The 17,228-nt window shown below is 58.5% G+C and carries 14 protein-coding genes and 1 pseudogene; 10 read left to right on the forward strand and 5 right to left on the reverse strand.

What is annotated here, in order from left to right:
* The first annotated feature begins 250 nt into the window (after window positions 1–250).
* Entirely contained in the window at window positions 251–2,542 is a 2,292-nt protein-coding gene (locus BHW66_RS08985; RefSeq protein WP_215833462.1) for a TIM-barrel domain-containing protein, read from the forward strand.
* Window positions 2,543–2,580: 38 nt separating this feature from the next.
* Here the strand turns inward: BHW66_RS08985 and BHW66_RS08990 are convergent, their stop codons facing one another.
* Complete coding sequence (locus BHW66_RS08990) at window positions 2,581–3,594, reverse strand: chorismate-binding protein (RefSeq protein ID WP_123052329.1); 1,014 nt, start codon at window positions 3,592–3,594, stop codon at window positions 2,581–2,583.
* A gap of 345 nt (window positions 3,595–3,939) precedes the next feature.
* Here BHW66_RS08990 and nrfD point away from each other — a divergent pair, with 345 nt between their 5' ends.
* The 6 genes from nrfD (at window position 3,940) to BHW66_RS09020 (ending at window position 10,646) form a co-directional block, all read left to right on the forward strand.
* Window positions 3,940–5,277, forward strand: coding sequence for an NrfD/PsrC family molybdoenzyme membrane anchor subunit (gene nrfD, locus BHW66_RS08995; RefSeq protein WP_046436345.1), 1,338 nt, complete (start codon window positions 3,940–3,942; stop codon window positions 5,275–5,277).
* A complete protein-coding gene (locus BHW66_RS09000) occupies window positions 5,274–5,834 on the forward strand; it encodes a quinol:electron acceptor oxidoreductase subunit ActD (protein WP_046436206.1) in 561 nt (186 codons plus the stop codon). Before nrfD ends, BHW66_RS09000 begins: the two co-directional genes overlap by 4 nt.
* A complete protein-coding gene (locus tag BHW66_RS09005; RefSeq protein WP_046436207.1) occupies window positions 5,831–6,493 on the forward strand; it encodes a c-type cytochrome in 663 nt (220 codons plus the stop codon). The genes BHW66_RS09000 and BHW66_RS09005 overlap by 4 nt, the downstream gene beginning before the upstream one ends.
* Window positions 6,490–7,722, forward strand: a complete 1,233-nt coding sequence (locus tag BHW66_RS09010) for a hypothetical protein (protein ID WP_022198268.1) — start codon at window positions 6,490–6,492, stop codon at window positions 7,720–7,722. Before BHW66_RS09005 ends, BHW66_RS09010 begins: the two co-directional genes overlap by 4 nt.
* Complete coding sequence (locus tag BHW66_RS09015; protein ID WP_183164000.1) at window positions 7,719–10,046, forward strand: c-type cytochrome; 2,328 nt, start codon at window positions 7,719–7,721, stop codon at window positions 10,044–10,046. Before BHW66_RS09010 ends, BHW66_RS09015 begins: the two co-directional genes overlap by 4 nt.
* Window positions 10,047–10,250: 204 nt before the next feature.
* Window positions 10,251–10,646 (forward strand): hypothetical protein, encoded by a 396-nt coding sequence (locus tag BHW66_RS09020; protein WP_022196893.1) that lies wholly within the window; start codon window positions 10,251–10,253, stop codon window positions 10,644–10,646.
* Window positions 10,647–10,678: 32 nt separating this feature from the next.
* Here BHW66_RS09020 and BHW66_RS09025 read toward each other — a convergent pair.
* Window positions 10,679–10,939 (reverse strand): annotated as a pseudogene (locus tag BHW66_RS09025) (VOC family protein); the annotation flags it as partial.
* A gap of 152 nt (window positions 10,940–11,091) precedes the next feature.
* Here BHW66_RS09025 and BHW66_RS09030 point away from each other — a divergent pair.
* Complete coding sequence (locus tag BHW66_RS09030; RefSeq protein ID WP_022196891.1) at window positions 11,092–12,213, forward strand: acyltransferase; 1,122 nt, start codon at window positions 11,092–11,094, stop codon at window positions 12,211–12,213.
* An 83-nt stretch (window positions 12,214–12,296) separates the two neighbouring features.
* On the opposite strand, the gene icd is transcribed toward BHW66_RS09030, so the two are convergent.
* The 3 genes from icd to BHW66_RS09045 all read right to left on the reverse strand — a co-directional run bounded on the left by icd (window position 12,297) and on the right by BHW66_RS09045 (window position 14,674).
* On the reverse strand, window positions 12,297–13,544 hold the full coding sequence (gene icd / locus BHW66_RS09035; protein ID WP_022196890.1) for an NADP-dependent isocitrate dehydrogenase: 1,248 nt from the start codon (window positions 13,542–13,544) through the stop codon (window positions 12,297–12,299).
* Between the two features lie 126 nt (window positions 13,545–13,670).
* Window positions 13,671–14,363, reverse strand: coding sequence for a DUF4230 domain-containing protein (locus tag BHW66_RS09040; RefSeq protein ID WP_022196889.1), 693 nt, complete (start codon window positions 14,361–14,363; stop codon window positions 13,671–13,673).
* A 23-nt stretch (window positions 14,364–14,386) separates the two neighbouring features.
* The gene (locus BHW66_RS09045; RefSeq protein WP_046436211.1) at window positions 14,387–14,674 is read right to left on the reverse strand and encodes a YkvA family protein; all 288 of its coding nucleotides are present in this window, start codon (window positions 14,672–14,674) and stop codon (window positions 14,387–14,389) included.
* A gap of 539 nt (window positions 14,675–15,213) precedes the next feature.
* Here BHW66_RS09045 and BHW66_RS09050 point away from each other — a divergent pair.
* Together BHW66_RS09050 and tmk are read left to right on the forward strand one after the other, a co-directional pair.
* A complete protein-coding gene (locus tag BHW66_RS09050; RefSeq protein ID WP_046436215.1) occupies window positions 15,214–16,584 on the forward strand; it encodes an MBL fold metallo-hydrolase in 1,371 nt (456 codons plus the stop codon).
* Window positions 16,581–17,201 (forward strand): dTMP kinase, encoded by a 621-nt coding sequence (gene tmk / locus BHW66_RS09055; RefSeq protein ID WP_022196887.1) that lies wholly within the window; start codon window positions 16,581–16,583, stop codon window positions 17,199–17,201. The genes BHW66_RS09050 and tmk overlap by 4 nt, the downstream gene beginning before the upstream one ends.
* Window positions 17,202–17,228: the final 27 nt, after the last annotated feature.

Consider the following 17,228-nt stretch of genomic DNA (forward strand, 5'->3'; position numbering starts at 1 on the left):
TTTTTCATGTTCGGTCTAGATTAATATGAATAATTTTACTCTAATAATGAAAAGAAAAGTGCTGCTTTAGTTCAATCTTGCGTTCGTCATGAAATTGATTTAGTCTGGACTGAACGCTTTTGATCCTCTCTTCCGTTCGGCTTCAATGTGCTCCGTTTCCAACATCCCTGAAAGACGAAAAACACCTCCTCTCCGGGGGAGTCTCGTCAAATGGGAGTACACGAATACGGTTTCCAAAATAACTCTCAGCGTGTGTCTTGCTGATGCCGGTATTGTCCGCGTAACGTATTTCCCCGGAGCGGTGCCGGAAGACGAGCCGAGTTATGCCGTAAGCCCCGGATATTCCGCGCCGGGAGCGGAAATCCGCGAGTATGATGAGGACGGGGTTCATGTCGTTGAGACGTCTCTGCTCCGCATCCGCATTCGCACGGAGGAGCAAAAGGTGGATTTTTACGATGTTGCTACGGATGAGCCCCTGCTGACGGATGAGGGCGGATTCGGCCGGGAGAGCAAGGACTGGACTGGAGACGCCCGGGTATGGATACGGAAAAATCTTCAGGAAACGGAGCATTTTTTCGGGCTTGGGGACAAGCCGTGCGCCTTGAACCTGAGGGGCAAGTATTTCTCCATGTGGGGAGCGGACCATTATGATTTCCATGAGGAATCGGATCCCCTTTACAAAAGTATTCCCTTTTTCCTCAGTTTGCGGGAAAGGAAGGCGTACGGCCTGTTGTTTGACAACACGTGCCGTTCGTATTTCGACTTCGGAGCTACGGATGAAAAGGTTCTTTCCTTCGGGTCCTTCGGGGGCCTGATGAATTATTATTTCATTTACGGCCGCACTCCTCTGGACATCATCTCCGCTTATACGCGCCTTACCGGTACGCCTGAATTGCCGCCTTTGTGGGCGCTGGGGTACCACCAGTCCAAGTGGAGCTATTATCCGGACAAGGCCGTATACAATCTGGTGGAGCGTTTCCGGGGCCTGGGCATTCCGTGCGATGCCGTGCATCTGGACCATCATTACATGGAACGGAAGGAGGGATTTACCTGGGACAAACAGAATTTTCCCGACGCGGAAGGAATGGTCCGCTCCCTGGAGAAGGACGGTGTGAAGACGGTTCTGATTGTCAATCCCGGCGTGAAGGTCAACCCCGCCAATCCGGTCTGGAAAGAAGGGATGGAACGCAATTATTTCTGCCGCCGGTCGGAAGGCAATTTATTGTCGGAGGAAGTATGGCCGGGACTTTGCAATTTCCCGGATTTTACGGCTCCCGCCGTACGCGGCTGGTGGGCGGATCTGTTCAGCAGGGATATTGGGAAAATTGGCGTGCGCGGCCTCTGGAATGACATGAACGAACCTGTCGTTTTTCCGGACCGCACTTTCCCGATGGATACGCGGCATGAATATGACGGCATGCCCTGTTCCCATGAAAAGGCCCATAATATTTACGGGCAGTGCATGGCGGAAGCCTCCTGGCTGGGCATGAAGCGTCACGCTCCGGACCGGCGCCCCTTCCTGCTGTCCCGATCCGGTTTTGCCGGATTGCAGCGTTTTGCCGCCACATGGACAGGGGACAACCGGTCCAGCTGGGAACATTTGAAGCTGGCCAATTTCCAGTGCCAGCGGCTTGCGGCTTCCGGCATCTCCTTTGCGGGAGCGGATGCTGGGGGATTCATGGGGCATCCCACGCCGGAATTGTTTTGCCGCTGGATGCAGATGGCCTCTTTCCACGGTTTTTTCCGCAATCATTCCTCCGGGGAGTTCGGAGGTCAGGAGCCATGGGTTTTTGGGCAGGAAGTCACCTCTTACGTGAAAGCCGCCATAGAGGGCCGCTACCGCCTGCTTCCCTATATCTACACGCAGTTCCGCCGGTACGCGGAGACGGGCATGCCCGTGCTGCGCTCCCTGGCCCTGCAATGTTTTACCAACAAGGACACCTACTGGCGGGGGGCGGAGTATTTCTTCGGAGACCATCTGTACGTCATTCCCATTCATGAGCCGCAGGAAGGCGGGCGGTTCCTCTACATTCCGGAGGGCGTCTGGTATTCCTACCACACGGACAGCCTGATGGAGGACACAGGAAAGGATGTATGGGTGAAGTGCCCCCTTTCTTTCCTGCCCGTGTATGTCCGCGGAGGGGCGGTAATTCCCCATTGGCCGGTGCAGCAATACGTGGGAGAACTGCCTCGACCGCCGCTGACGCTGGATGTATGGTGGGCGCCGGAAGGGGAGGTAGCCTCCCATTTGTATGAAGATGCAGGGGACGGATATGCATACCGGAACGGAGAATGCGCCGTGCATGATTTCCTTTACCGCGGCGGCTCCAATTCCCTGGAGCTGGATTGGAACTGCGAAGGGGATCCCTGTGCGTTCCATGAGTCCGCAGAGGTGGTTTTGCACGGTTTGCCTGCGGGTATTTCCGTCAGTGCATGCATGGACGGCGTGCCGTGCTGCGGCGTGATGAGGGAAGGAAGGGTGTGGAAAATACCGGTGAAGGATAAATTTGACACGCTTTCCGTCTGCTGGCCGGAGGAATAATGTTCTTCCATTAAGGGATGAGGCGTCCGGAGGAACTGTCATGGAAGGTGGAAACTGTGCCTGACCGTATCCCTCTTCAGTTTCAGTTCCCGCCATTCATGCGTCAGGGTGGAGGAGGCCACTACGCCGCCCCCGGTGCAGAGTGCGAGCCTCTGCCCCTGCCAGTACAGGGAGCGGATGCCTACCAGGCAGAAAAAGTCTCCATCTTCCAGAAACCCGAACGGGGCGCCGAAGTGAAGCGGACAGCGGAGACGTGAACGCCAGTCGTCCAGCTGGGCGAGCGTGTTTTCCGTGCGGGGCTGGGAACCCAGGGCGGGGGTGGGGTGGAGCAGCCGTATCCAGTGGGCCGGAGTATGCTGTTCGTCCGATTCCAGTGTGAGGTAAGTGACGAAGTGGATCAGGGTGCCCAGGTTCAGCACGCTGCGTGCCGTTCTGGTGACGCTGCCGAAGGGGGACAGGCGGGAAAGAATGCTGCCCGCCACGATTTCATGCTCGCGGATTTCCTTGTCGTCGTTGATGAAAACCCCTTCATCCTCCGGACGGGCCGTTCCTGCCAGGGCCATTGTCTCCAGGCGGCGGCCCTGCTGGTGGAACAGTGTTTCCGGAGTGATTCCGCAGAATCCTTCCCGTTCCGTCCACCAGGCGTAGGGATAATGGGACGGAGAGCTGCTGATGGCCCGCAGGATGAGTTCCCGGGGTGTGTGTGGGAGCAGCATTTCCCCGAACTGGGGAATCGCCGGAACGCTTTTCATCAATTGCCCGGCAGCGATTTGCTCCATCATTTCCGCAAAAACCTGCGCGTATGCGTCCGGAGATGGTTCCGCCCACCGGATTTCCGGAGCAGGCGGGGGAGGATTTCCCTCCGCCGGGAGAGCATGAAGGGCTGCCGGTATTTTCCATGGCCGCGGGTCGTCCAGCCGGAATGTATCAATATAAAAAGCGGGGCCGGAATCCGGCGGTTCCGCTGATTCCCGGAAAGGCCCGGTTCCGAGAAGAAGGCCGCGGGAAGGGTGCTTGATCAGGGCTCCGGAAGTCAGCGTTTTTATGTCCATGCGCAATTCATGTTAAAATGCCGCCGCCGGGAATTCCAGCTATTTGAATGTTTGTGAAGTGCGGAAGAAACGGGAATGACGGTTCAGTGGGCGCCTCCGTTTTTCCAGAATGTCCCATGGATGGCATGGACCTGAAAAAGGGCATTCCCCTTCGTCCCTGACGCTTTTTCCTCCTCCGTTGAAAAAGCAGGGGATGACGGCCTTTCCCTGCCCGGAGCCTGTAACGGAGAGGAACTCCGCCCCTGTCTCCTAGAGCCGTGCGCCATGTCACGTGCGTTCCCCTTTTGAATTGACGGGGAAAAGCACTCAAGTAAGCTCTAAAGAGCTTCCGACCCTATGCAGATAATGAACAGACCAGCACCATCAGTCCCCACCGCCGATATTCCGGTAGAGGCCATGCTGGCAGAGGTGCGGAAGCCGCTGGGACCCGTTTGGTGGAGCGTGTTTCTCGCCAGCGCATTGCTGGCGGCGTGGGGCATAGGGTGGAGTTCCTGGCGTATTGCCGCAGAGGGTGTGGGCGTGCTGGGGGTGAATAATAATGTGGTGTGGGGGCTGGACATCGTGCATTTTGTTTTCTGGATAGGCCTGGGGCATGCGGGCACCCTGATTTCCGCCGTCCTGCTGCTGACGCGCCAGTCATGGAGAAGCCCGATTGCGCGCGGAGCGGAACAGATGACCCTGTGCGCGGTTATCTGCGCCGCCGTTTTCCCTGTGGTGCACGTAGGGCGTGTCTGGATGGCGTGGATGGCTTCCCCGTTGCCGGAAGTGAGCGGAATTTGGCCGGACATGGCCTCTCCTTTGATGTGGGATGTCATGGCAGTCAGCACCTATTTTCTTCTTTCCCTGTTGTACTGGTATATCGGCCTGGTGCCGGATTTCGCGTTGCTGAGGGATTGCTGCAAGGGGCGTCTGAGGCGCCGGTACGGGTGGCTGGCACTGGGCTGGCAGGGGACGGGGCGCCAGTGGCGCGCCTATGAAAAGGCCAGCCTTCTTTTTGCGGTTATTCTGACTCCTCTCGTGGTATCCGTTCATTCCGTGGTGAGTTTCGATTTTTCCGTGACTCAGGTGCCGGGGTGGCACCAGAGCATTTTCCCGCCCTATTTCGTAGGGGGGGCCATCCTCAGCGGCATGGCGATGGTTCAGCTGATTCTGCTGGGGGTGAGGCGTCTGATGGCCGGCAGCGGCGTTCGCCGGGCCGTTACTCCGGCCATTCTGGATTTAAGTTCCCGGTTTGTGCTGGCCCTGAGTCTGGTGATGGGAGCCATGTATTTGTGGGAGCATCTGGCAGCCATTCTGAATGGAGGCTCTCCGGAGCCGTTTCCGGGCAGAAATCCTGTGAATGCCGTGTTCCTCATCGTCATGGTTGCCGGGAATGTGGCGCTGCCCCAGTTGTTCTGGTTCCGCTCTCTGCGAACCAACCGCTGGGTGATCGCCGCCGTGGCTCTGGGAGTGCTTGCGGGCATGTGGATGGAACGTTTCTGGATTGTCGTGAATTCCCTGAAGGCATCCCTGCTGGCTGCCAACATCGGAGATTATTTCCCCAGCGTGACGGATTTGGCCATGATGGCCGGGAGCGTGGGGCTGTTTATGGCCCTGTACATGGCGCTGGTGCGTGTGGCTCCATTCTTCTCCCTGTGCGACGTGCGGGAACAGCAATCCCTGAACAAGGAGGGCGGGGCATGAAAAAGCCCGTCATTTCCGGCTGGGTGCTTTCCTTCGGTTCGGAGAAGGCGCTCCTTCAGGCCGTCCGCGTGCTGGTGAAGGAGGAAAATCTGCGCTGGGAGGTTTGCGCACCTTATCCCTGCGCCGCTGTTCGTCTTGCCAACAGGCACGCCGGGAAGGCCGTGGGAGCAGGCGTCCGGCTGTGGGCCGCAGCGGGCGGCGTCTGCGGGTTTCTGGCCGTGGCTCTGTGGCTTTACTGGACGCAGTTCTGTGCGGATCCCCTTGTGACCCAGGGCAGGGTCCAGGGCTGGGACAGCTGGCCCGCATATGTCCCTCCCCTGTTTGAAGGAACTTTGCTGGGGGCCGGATTGCTGACCGCCGCCGGTTTCCTGAAGGGGGCTCTTCTCCCGCAGTGGCACGACTGGGCGTTCGAGTGTGATTTTTTCAGGACGGATGAGCACGGGAACGGTTACTTCATTCTGCTGGAAGGCGGGAGCGAAGGCCATGCCGCCGTTTTGGCTGAAGCCCTGCATCCGGATGCCCGCGAGTACGTTCATGGGAAAGGAGGCCGGGCATGAGAGGAGGCATCACGGCGGTAGCAGCCCTTGTTCTCCTGGGAGCGCTCTGGTTCCTGGCAGGGGACGACGATGGAAGAAATGCCGTTCCCCGTTTGTTTGACAATATGAATGATCGTCCTCTGGCGGATGCCCAGCAGGTGGGGATTTCTTCCGCCGCCCCGGATCGGAAAGCGCGCCTGACGCCTCCCCGCTCCGTGGCGCAGTCCCTGGGCATGAACGGAACGGTCCGAAAACGGGAGGATGACCGGGACTCCTTTGCTGCGGAAGGTTCCTATTTTTCCTCCGGCCGCATGCAGGGCGGAGAGGAGGATTCCATGCCTCTGGAACTGGGCGGCATCTCCCGCAGCCGCGACGTGCTGGCGGAGGGGCGCGCGCTTTATCTGGCGCATTGCGCCGTTTGCCACGGAGAGGACGGAAGCGGACGCGGAAGCATGGCCGTTTATGAAACCTATCCGCAAATAGGCTCTTTCCGGGATGAAAAGTATGCTTCCTATTCTTCCGGAAAAATGTTCAGGAGCATTCGGTTGGGGCAGGGAAACATGCCCGCTTTCGGAAACATTCTCACGGCGCGGGGAATCTGGTGTCTGGTGGCGTTTATCCGTCATTTGCAAGCGCCGCCGGAAGAACCTGCCGTTCAACAGAAGGAACAACATTCATGAACAGCAATACATCTTCAACAGGCGGGGAACGCCAGGACCGTCCGGGATTCGGCTGGGCCGGGCGTTCCGTTGCCCTTTCCCTGTGGATCATTTCCGTTCTATTATGGTGCGTGCTGATGCGCCAGTCCTTTACGGCCATGCCCTGGGACGACATGACGGTAGCCGGAGAAAGGCTGCAGGAATTGAGAAGGCCGTTCGCCGCTGCCGGAATGGCCGTAGGAGTCCTTGGCTCCAGCCTCTGTCTGGGGTGCCTGTTCTGGCTCTGCCTGTCTTCACTGACGGGTTCCGGCTGGGGCATTGCGCTGAGAAGGGTGCTGGCGGCGGGTTGCTGGGGGTTTTTACCCGGTGTTTTGGTATTGGCCGGAACGGTCGGCTGCCTGACTACCGTGATTTTTCCGGAAGCAGCCCGCTATTGGGGAGTGGCGGATGTTGCCTCTCCCGGCGTCCAGCCCTTCGGCGTTCTGGATTTGGCTGACTTCTCATGGTGGAACCCGGCATGGCTGTACGTGCGCGTGGGGAGTATTGCGGTGCTTTCCTGGAGCATGACCCAGGTATGGGAAACGCTGGTTGCGGAAAAAAATGTCTGGCAGCCTTCCTTCCGCCGGGGCTCTGCCGCCTTCTGCATGGTTGTGACGGTGATGATGCTGGGCCTGCTGGGGATGGACATGCTGGGAGGGACGGGAAAGGTCGTTCTTTCCATGTTCCCCGTATACATGATTGCATATGTTCTGCTGGTGTCCCTGGCATTCGCTGTGTTGTCTGCCGTGTTCCTGAGGCGGCTGGACGGAGGGAAGGAGCTGCCTTGGCCCCGCCTGGGCGGCATGCTGACGGCCATGGTTCTGGTGAAAGCCTATATTGTGTATTCTCAGTACATGATTACCTGGTACGCCTCCATTCCGGCTGAAATGTCCTTTTATAACGCAGCCGCTTCCTCCGGCTGGTCCGGAATGTTTGCCGCGGCTCTTGTTCTTCAGCTTCTGCTGCCTTTCCTTATTTTGCTGTTCCCCGCGTTGAGACGCCGGCTGGTCGCTTTGGGCGCTGTATGCGCCGGGGTGCTGTTTGGCTCCCTGCTGGAAGCATGCTGGATGTTTGGCCCCGGCTTTGGGCTGGACCCGTCTGCATGGAAGGCATGGCTTCCGCTTGTCCTGCTCTTGGGAGGGATGGCCCTGATCTGCTGTTTTTCCTTTCTGGGGGCACTGAGCGTCCGCAGGGTATTTCCCGAATCATGATGAACCGTACCGCCGCCGTTTTTTTTCTGTTTTTCCGCCGTCCGGGCGAGTATCTCCCCCTGTTCTGGCTGGCAGGGGCTTTCGTGCTGGGTTTCCTGTGGTCGCTGGCGTACGCTTCCGGTCTGGTGGCGGAGGAGCCTTTGCCGTGGCCGGCCGGCCGCCTCATGTTCGCATTCTACGGCATGCTGGTGTACGGCTGGGCCCTCCCCATCCTGTTTTCCTTTGCGGCGGGAAGCAGGAGCCGGTGGATGAAACCCGCAGAATGGCTCTGGCATACCTGCGTTGCGCTGGGGTTGGCGACTATTGCCGCGGGGAATGGGAGCGGCGTGCTCCTGATGCCTTTTGACTGGTGGGTTTGCCCGGTTTTTGCCTTCCTTGCCGCAGGGGCGGCGTGCGTCGCATGGTTCCGTCCGTTTCCGTGGCCTGTACGGCTGTTGTTCAGTTCCTCCGCCGGGTGTGTGGCTGCGGCCCTTTGGGCGTTGGGATATACGCAGGCATTGTCCATGAATGGCCTGCTGGATGTTTCCGCCCTGGGAGGAAGCCTGTCCTGCGGGCTGATGTTTGCCGCCCTGGGAGCGGCGGCGCTCCGCCTGGATATGGCGCAGGGGAGGGCAGCCGGAATTCTGTCCGTCTGGATGGCCCTGGTGCTGGCAGCGGCTCCGGTGATTGGCGGGCTGGGGGGGCTTCAGGGGTTTCCCGTGTCGTGGATGTTGGTGGAGGCCGGTACCGCCTGGTTTTGGTGCGCCGTTCTTCCCGCCGTCCTGGCGGTGGCGCGTTTTTGGATAAAATCCGGTACGAAGACCGGAATATGGGTGAAGACCGGAGTTTCCCTGCTTGCCTTGCTGGCGGCATGGAACGTGTTTGTTGTGGGTGCGCCTGAGCTGATGCAGTTTTCCCTGTCTGCATGGCATGAACCGGAATTATGGATTCTGCTGGGGGCCGGAGTTTTGATGATGGCAGGGGGGAAGGCCCCCGGACATTTCCCTGTGGCATGGCGGCTGTTGGGCGCAGGCGTCTGCGGCGTGCTTCTGGCGTATGCCGTGGGCGTGCTTGCCGCCCTGGATGTCCAGGCTTTTCCTGAGGCCCGTCGCGCGGAGCTGATGAGCGGCTGGGTGGGCATGGCTGCCTGCATCCACGCCGTTGCCATGGCTTTTTGCCTGGCGGGCAGCCTCTGCCTGTGGCGGCCAGCGGGAGCGGAAGACGGAGGCCGGGAGCCTTCCCCTCCGTTTTTGCGGCGTTTCTTCTTCATTTCAGCCGTAGCGGCGGCTTTGGCGCTGGCGACGGCTGCGGCCGTTGTTCTGCATGCTCCGCCTCCGGATTCCATGGAGGTCAGGAGACCCGTTCATGATGCGGAAGGTTCCGGTATTTATGCCGCGGAGGGGTGTGCCCTGTGCCATACCCAGATTATCCGGCGTTCCCTGTCCGGAAAGGACTGGCAGACGGCGATTGACCGCGGCACGGATCCTGATTTCCCCTACCGGGTCAGTGAACCGGAAGACATGGATGCCGAATTCAACAGGGAAGGAGCGCCGCAGGCGGGGGTGGCGGCCATAGGCCCGGACCTGAGCAATGCGGCGGAATACGCCGCCGGGAGGCTGGAATATGAAGACGCCGTATCCGGCGGCACGCGCCGCGCCGCGCAGGTGCGGGAATGGCTGGCCTTGCATCTTTACAACCCGCGGGAAATGCAGTTCAACAAACCCTGGACCATGTGTCCGGCCATGCCCGGACTATTTGAGGAACGCCCGGTGGAAGGGAACGCCCCCTCCACGGCTGCCCTGCCTGTCCGGATGGAACGGGGCCGGGAGCTGGTGCCTTCCCCGCGCGGGGAGCGCCTGTTGAACTACCTGGAGTCCCTGCGGAGGGTGGAACCCTCCCTGAAGCGCGACCAAATCCATTCCTTCCCGGCCCTGTCCCACATTCACCCGGATTATGCCGCGCATCCTCCCGCCGTGGACATGGAACGCCTGAAGAAGGCCCGCGCCGCCGCCGTGATGGAAAAGGGCAGGGGCGTGTACCTTTCCAAATGCGCCATCTGCCACGGCAACGACGGCATGGGGGACAAGGTGACCTATCCGCCCCTGGCCGGATCCGAATGGCTGAAGGAAAAGCCTGATGCGGAAATCGTCAGGATCATCCTCCAGGGACTGACCGGACCCATCACGGTGAATGGAAAGGAATGGGATTCCACCATGCTGCCGCCCGGCGTCACGGATTCCCGCGACCTGGCGAACCTGCTCACATTCCTGCGCCGCCAGTTCGGCGGGGTGGAGAAGGCGGCCTATACGCCGGAGCAGGTGGACGCCATCCGCCGGGATCTGTGACGGGAGGGCCCCCGATTACAACGTTTCATGCTCCTTGCCCCGGGAACGGAAATGGCTGCAAATGCCATTCTATGAATTTAGATGATACGTCCGCCCTTTCTACGGACAGAAACGTTGTAATCGGAACAAATGCCAGTGCCGCCAATGGCACGGACAATGTTGTGATAGGTTACCTCTTCCACCAGAGACGACCGGGGTACCGTTGTGGGTTCCACGTTCGTGGGCACCAACTCCGCCGGAACCGCCCTGGGGGATCATATTAAAGTAGGGAATTCCTGCGTTTCCGTAGGTTCCTGGTCCAATACGGACCACTGTCACATGGGGATTGCCCTGGGTTATCAGAGTAATACGTCCAATGAATCGGAGAAGCTCCATACGGCCACGGCCTATTCCTTCTGCGCGGGCATGGGTTCCCGGATCGAGGGGGACCTTCTGCATAGGCATCGGCAGGGGGGGTATGTGGAAGACGGCTGCGGGCACAGCATCGTGCTTGGCGGCTATTCCAGGTCGGAAGTACTCAGCGACATTGTGATTTCCGGCGGCCACGCGACGGCCACCCGGTGTGGTTCGTCAGTCCGGGCGTCACCAGCGGGGAGATGATGCTGGCCAGACAAGCCCTTTTAGATTTCCACAACTTCCTCTTTCGTGATGGCATTGTAGGCCAGTGTTATCCCTCCGAAGCCGGAACCGGGGGCCGGAGGATTGCCCGGGTCAATGTCCTTTGCCAGCAAATCCAGCGGGTATAATTCCAGTTTGGTGCCGGGGGTGCAGAAAAATACCACGTCGGGATTGTCCCCGGTCTCGTCCGTTTTAAAACCAAGCTTGTCCCGGTAAAATTGCAGGGACTTTTTCATGTCTATGACTCCAAGGCAGATGCCGGTTACTCTGTTCATGTTCTTCTTCATGGAATTGGCGAATAGCCTGTTTTTCTGTTTAATGTTTTGCGCAGCCTCCGCCAGGAAAATGTGTTTTTCCCGGTTTTGTTAACGTCTGGTTTTATGGTGAAAGAAACGGAGCCGTCCGCAGGTAGTTAAGGAACCCTTTCATGAATCTTCCTTCCTCCCGCATTCCCTGGCTGGACAACATCCGTGTTTTTGCCTGTATTCTCGTTATTGCCAGCCACATCGTGGGGCAGTTTTTTGTGTCGCCTCCTTTCACTCCGGACAATGAAACCTTTGCCTGGTCCTCCTTTTATACGGTGCTGGTGCGGGTCTCCATCCCCCTGTTTTTCATGATTTCCGGCGCCCTCCTGCTGCCCGTTCGGGATACGACGGGGCAATTCCTGAAAAAACGCTTCACCCGCGTCCTGTTCCCCTTCCTGCTGTGGTCTGCGTTTTACACTGTTTTTCCGTGGAGCTATGAAACGCTCACGGGGGACAGTTTTCACTCCGTCTTCCCCCTCTCACGGGTCACGCCGGACCTGGAAACCATGGGAACGAACCTGCTGCTGATTCCACTGAAATTCAGCGTGGGCATTCATCTCTGGTACCTCTACGTGCTGATGGGCCTTTACCTCTTCCTGCCAGTCATATCCCCCTGGGTGGAGAAAGCGGGAAAGGCGGCCTTTGCCTACTTCCTGCTACTGTGGGCGCTCACCCTCTTGTTCCCTTATCTCCAGACCATTTTCCCCAGCTATCTGGGAAAATGCCCCTGGAATGAATACGGGGCCCTGCATTCCTTCTCCGGGTACCTGGGCTACATGGTGCTCGGCTGCTTTCTGAGGAAATACCCTGGGAATGCCTCCTTCGCCCGCACGGCCTGCTGGGCCGTTCCGTGTCTGGCCGCGGCCTTTTGGTTTACCCTCCATTTCTACCGGACGTCCACGGCTCAGGCCTGGTCCTCAAGCGGCGACTACATCGGCTTCGCCAGCATTAATGTGGCCCTCATGTCCGTGACCTTATTCGTTCTCTTCCAGTCATTTACCGCATTCAGAGCCGGGTCCGCGCCGCGGCGGTTCCTGGCTGATTTCTCCAGCATGAGTTTCGGCATCTACCTGGTCCACTTTGTGCTGGTGGGAGCCGTTTACCGCCTCTTTGGCATGCTCCATCTGTTGTTCCTTCCGGCTTCTCTTTCCATTCCGCTGCTGACTGCGGCGACGTGCCTGGCAGCCTGGGGAATCATCAAGCTGCTCTCCTTCCTCCCCGGCAGCAGGTACCTGATCGGATAAATTCCGGCATGGAGACAAAAAACTGCCCTCCGCACCGTGTGGCGGGAGGGCAGTCCGGATGGAAAAAGCGGGAAAAACAGGGATCAGCTCAGGGTTTCCACCAGTTTGTCGCCGTAAGCGGAGCAGGTAATTTCCGTGGAACCGGGAATCATTTCCGCAAGGTCGAACGTAACCGTTTTTTCGGAAATCACCCGGTCAATGGCCTGAATCAGCAGATCGGCGGCTTCCGTCCAGCCCATGTAGCGCAACATCATCTCCGCAGACAGGATGACGGAGCTGGGGTTGGCCTTGTTCAGTCCGGCCAGTTTCGGCCCGGTGCCGTGCGTAGCTTCAAAAATGGAATGCCCCGTCAGGTAGTTGATGTTGCCTCCGGGGGCGATTCCGATGCCGCCGACCTGCGCCGCCAGGGCGTCGGAGATGTAATCCCCGTTCAGATTCAGCGTGGCTACCACGTCGAAGTTTTCCGGATGGAGCAGAATTTCCTGAAGGAAGGCGTCTGCAATGCAATCCTTGATAACGATACCGTTGGGAAGTTTCAGCCAAGGGCCGTCCCCTATGGGGAGGGCGCCGTATTCCCGCCGTGCGACATCGTATCCCCAGTCACGGAAGCCGCCTTCCGTGAATTTCATGATGTTGCCCTTATGCACCAGCGTGACGCTTTTCCTTCCGTTTTTCACGGCATAGTCAATGGCGGCGCGCACCAGGCGCTCCGTGCCTTCACGGGAAACGGGCTTGATGCCGAAGCCGGAGCTTTCCGGGAAACGCACCTTTTTCATGCGGTCCGGGAAAATGCGGCTCATGGTATCAAAAAACAGCTTGGCATCCTCCGTGCCTTCCTTGAATTCGATTCCGGCGTAGATGTCTTCCGTGTTTTCGCGGAAAACGACCATGTTCACTTTTTCCGGAGCTTTGACGGGAGTTTCAATGCCGTTGAAATAGCGCACGGGACGCAGGCAGACAAACAGATCCAGATCCTGCCGCAGCGTGACGTTCAGGCTGCGGATGCCTCCGCCCACCGGAGTGGTGAGGGGGCCTTTGATGCCGATGAGGTACGTGCGGAAAGCTTCCACCGTTTCATTCGGAAGCCAGGTGCCCAGATTATCAAAAGATTTCTGCCCGGCAAAAACTTCATACCATGCGATGGAACGCCTGCCCTGATAAGCCTTGGCTACGGCTGCGTCAATGACACGGGAGGCCGCCGCCCATATCTCAGGACCGGTTCCATCACCGATGATGAAAGGAATGACGGGCCTGTCCGGAACGCAAAGCCTGCCGTTCTGCATGGTGACGGCTGCACCGTCCGCGGGAGGGGTGAATGTTAAATTGGCCATGACGTGCGTTCCTTTATAGGACGCAGCCCGGTTTGGCAAGATAAAAGAGCGGAATGAGGAACTGTGCTTCTGGAGCTTTGCCGGCTCCTGAAGCAACCGGCCTTGAAAATGTTTTCCTCTTGTACCTCAGAACCAGCGGTCCTTCCCGGAAGGTTCTTCCGGCTGCCCGGCTTCTTCCCGGAGGCGTTTGAGGAAATTTTCTTCAGCCTGGTGTTTCAAGCCGCTCTCCATGATATGCTTCCGGGCGTTTTCGTTCAGCTGGTTGACGGCAATGGCGGCATCTTCGGAAGTCAGCCTGTTCCAGATGCCGGCGTCATCCTTCACGATTCGCAGGGACCCCTCCACCATCTCACAGGAAATCAGCTTGCCATGAAGGCCCTCTGCCGTAATGGGGCCTTTGTTTCCTGCGGGAATGATAATCCGAAGAGGTTCGGGCCCTTCCAGATTGATGCCCCCGTGGGCGCGGTAGGCCGCTTTCAGAATCAGCGTTTTCCTGCTCCACCACCAGGTGGTGGAGTAACGGTATTCATATTCAAAAGTCCGTTCCACTGTTACCAGGTTGGCCACTTTTTCATCCTTCTGCACAATCAGGGCCACGCCGCCGTGGTTGGAGGAAAAACCCTTATTGATCAGGGTGAGGCCCGCTTCCCTGCCGGCTTCAATCAGTTTTTCCGCTACAGCCATCGGCTTTTCCGCCGGGGCGGTGATGCAGGTGCGCACGCCCCAGAACAATACGGCCAGCACACCTATCAGAACGGCTCCCCTGGCCAGCGCGACAACGGCGGGGGAATGGAAAAAGGTGGGGGAGGATCCGCTCATGAGATGTTGTGCGTGGCGGAAATTCAGGGTTCCGGGTCTTCATGGGAGCCATGTTCCCTGATAGGGGGCATGAACAGGGCCAGGAAGGTGAAGGCGATGACGGTCAGGTCATCTATCTGTCCTACTCCCGGAATGAAATCCGGAATCAGGTCAATGGGGGAAAAGGCATAAAGAGCCGTCAGAGTCAGAAGGACAAGCTTGCGTCTGGTGAACAGGCGCGGTTCTCCTTCCCGGCTGCGGAAGTAATTGATGGCCCTGACCAGAAGCTGCTGCCTGGAGCCGTTGGGCGGAATGGGAATCTTGTTTTTCATGGAGCTGCAGGGGTGAATTTACCGTCAATGGAAAGGAAACTCTTTTTTATATGGACCGGAAGCAGACCCGGAGGCGGGATAACGGGCCCCTTCGTCCTGCCTTGTTCCGGCAACGGCACGGGAAGGGATTTTTTTGAAGCCGTTTTCTGTAGGCGTCTTTTCATCAGGAAAGCTCTTTCCTTATTGTCTCATGCACTCCCGGCCGCGTCCAGAGCAATTCCCGGCTTCTTCCGGGAATGAGCTTCCTTGCGTTTGAGAGAGCATAACGTTTACGGCGGTTGCGCCGTGCATGTATTTCTTTTTCCTGGCATTATCATCGGCAAGGGAAGAGGGCAAGTGCCGGAAAGCGCGGAAGGAACCGGAATATTTGTTCTGTCCCTGCCGTTTTCCGAGCCTGTTTTCCCCCAGCCGCAAAAACGTTCCGCAGGGTAAAGGAGGGCTTCTTCCCCATTGGCCTGCGTTCCCTTCCCGGCAGGGGGCCTCTTGGGCTTGCGGCATTGACACGGCGGGAGGCACGGGGTACTCTCCTGCGGCATATAATGATCAGTTTTACCAATATCAGCGGGGCCGAGGAAATTGGGGCCAATTGCTATTTGCTTGAGATGGACGGCACCAGGATTGTGCTTGACAGCGGGATGCACCCCAAGAAGGAGGGGAAGGCGGCCATGCCGGATTTTGATTCCCTGGAACCCAATTCCGTGGAAGCCGTTTTTTTAAGCCATTCCCACCTGGACCATCTGGGAACGCTGCCTGTGCTTCAGGAGAAACAGCCAGCGGCGGAGGTGTTCATGACGCCCGCCGCGGCAGCCCTGTCTGAAGTGATGCTGCATAATTCCGTGAATGTGATGAGCGCCAAGAGGCTGGACCTGGGCATTGTGGAGTATCCTTTTTTCACCCATAATGATCTGGACAGATTGAGCGACGCCTGGCATGCCAAGTCCTGCAATGAAGTGTTCCGCGTGGGCTTCCGTCAGAACGTGCTGGCCACGTTTTATGATGCCGGGCACATCCTGGGGTCTGCCGGCGTGATGCTGGAGGGCGAGAGCGGCCATACCGTATTTTACACGGGGGACGTGCAGTTTGAAGACCAGAGCATGATTCCCGGGGCTGATTTTCCGGAATCCGGCGTAGATACGCTGGTTATGGAGTGCACGCGCGGCGGTTTCCAGCGCAGCGCCCACTATTCCCGGCCGGAAGAGATGGTGAGGTTCGGGAAAGCGATTGCGGAGACGCTGGAACGCGGCGGCGCCGTACTGATTCCGGTATTCGCCATCGGCAAGAGCCAGGAGATGCTGTTCAACATTCACCGTTTCAAGCAGCAGGGGGTGATTCCCTCCAATACTCCCGTGTACTTCGGCGGGCTGAGCGCGAAAGTTTCCCTGTTGTACGACCGTTTTGCCGGGTTGACGCGCAGGCATGACCATGAATTCAAGCTGAAGGAGGAGATTCAGACCGTGCCCCTTCCGCGCAAGGGAAAAGCTCCGCTGGTGTGTTCCCCGGGGAATATTTATGTGGTGTCCAGCGGCATGATGACGGAAAATACGCTTTCCAACGTCATGGCGGAGCAGGTTCTTCCCCAAGAGAAGAATGCTATTTTGTTCGTAGGATATGCGGATCCCGATTCTCCGGCGGGACTGCTGAAGGCAACTCCTGAAGGGGAACTGGTGAAAATGAGGCCCAACGGGCAGCCGGTGCGCCGCAAGTGCACCGTGGACTGTTTTGATTTTTCCGGGCATGCCACCCGGGACTCCCTGGTTAATTATGCCGTGAAGCTGAACCCCAGGCAGGTGGTTCTGGTGCACGGGGACCCGGATGCCATGGAGTGGATGCACCACACGCTATCCGCCAAAATGCCTGATTCCACCATCGTCGTTCCTGAGCCGGGGCGCCGCTACACTTTCGAGCCATGAGTTTTACCGGAGAAAGAAAGGGGAGGCTGATCGTCTTTGAAGGCATTGACGGCACGGGCAAGTCCACCCACATCGGCCACTTGCGGAAGTATTTGGAGGGGAAGGGGCTGGAAGTGGTGCAGAGTTTTGAGCCCACACGCGGACGGTGGGGCCGGATGCTCCGGGACTCCGCCGTGACCGGACGCCTTTCCGTAGAGGAGGAAGTAGCCCTGTTCCTGAAAGACAGGAGGGAACATGTGAAGATGCTGATTGCTCCCGCATTGGCGCGGGGGGCATGGGTTCTGCTGGATCGCTACTATCTTTCCATGATGGCTTACCAGGGCGCGCGCGGCATAGATCCGGAGGTTATCCGTGCCGCCAATGAAGAATTTGCCCCGGTGCCGGATGCCGTGGTCTGGCTGGACATTCCCGTTTCCGTGGCGCTGGAACGCATTGGGAACCGCGGGGAACGCGACGCTTTTGAGACGGAAGCGGGCCTGGCGGCCTGCCGCAGCGTGTTTGCATCCGTCCATGCTCCCTGGATGCTCCGCATAGACGCGGACGCCGGGAAGGAAGAGGTGGCGGCAAGAGTGCGGAAGGCTCTTTCCATGCGTTTCCCCGATGTCATTGGGGCATAGGCATCTCCTTTCGGCCATAGGCCGGGG

Origin of the sequence: Akkermansia sp. 54_46 (genome assembly GCF_001917295.1) — a bacterium.
Lineage (GTDB): Bacteria > Verrucomicrobiota > Verrucomicrobiia > Verrucomicrobiales > Akkermansiaceae > Akkermansia > Akkermansia muciniphila.

Coding starts and splice junctions, on each gene's coding strand:
- BHW66_RS08990 (WP_123052329.1), bottom strand. CDS start 3,594: ATGGACATAAAAACGCTGACTTCCGGAGCCCTGATCAAGCACCCTTCC.
- nrfD (WP_046436345.1), top strand. CDS start 3,940: ATGAACAGACCAGCACCATCAGTCCCCACCGCCGATATTCCGGTAGAG.
- BHW66_RS09000 (WP_046436206.1), top strand. CDS start 5,274: ATGAAAAAGCCCGTCATTTCCGGCTGGGTGCTTTCCTTCGGTTCGGAG.
- BHW66_RS09005 (WP_046436207.1), top strand. CDS start 5,831: ATGAGAGGAGGCATCACGGCGGTAGCAGCCCTTGTTCTCCTGGGAGCG.
- BHW66_RS09010 (WP_022198268.1), top strand. CDS start 6,490: ATGAACAGCAATACATCTTCAACAGGCGGGGAACGCCAGGACCGTCCG.
- BHW66_RS09015 (WP_183164000.1), top strand. CDS start 7,719: ATGATGAACCGTACCGCCGCCGTTTTTTTTCTGTTTTTCCGCCGTCCG.
- BHW66_RS09030 (WP_022196891.1), top strand. CDS start 11,092: ATGAATCTTCCTTCCTCCCGCATTCCCTGGCTGGACAACATCCGTGTT.
- icd (WP_022196890.1), bottom strand. CDS start 13,544: ATGGCCAATTTAACATTCACCCCTCCCGCGGACGGTGCAGCCGTCACC.
- BHW66_RS09040 (WP_022196889.1), bottom strand. CDS start 14,363: ATGAGCGGATCCTCCCCCACCTTTTTCCATTCCCCCGCCGTTGTCGCG.
- BHW66_RS09045 (WP_046436211.1), bottom strand. CDS start 14,674: ATGAAAAACAAGATTCCCATTCCGCCCAACGGCTCCAGGCAGCAGCTT.
- BHW66_RS09050 (WP_046436215.1), top strand. CDS start 15,214: ATGATCAGTTTTACCAATATCAGCGGGGCCGAGGAAATTGGGGCCAAT.
- tmk (WP_022196887.1), top strand. CDS start 16,581: ATGAGTTTTACCGGAGAAAGAAAGGGGAGGCTGATCGTCTTTGAAGGC.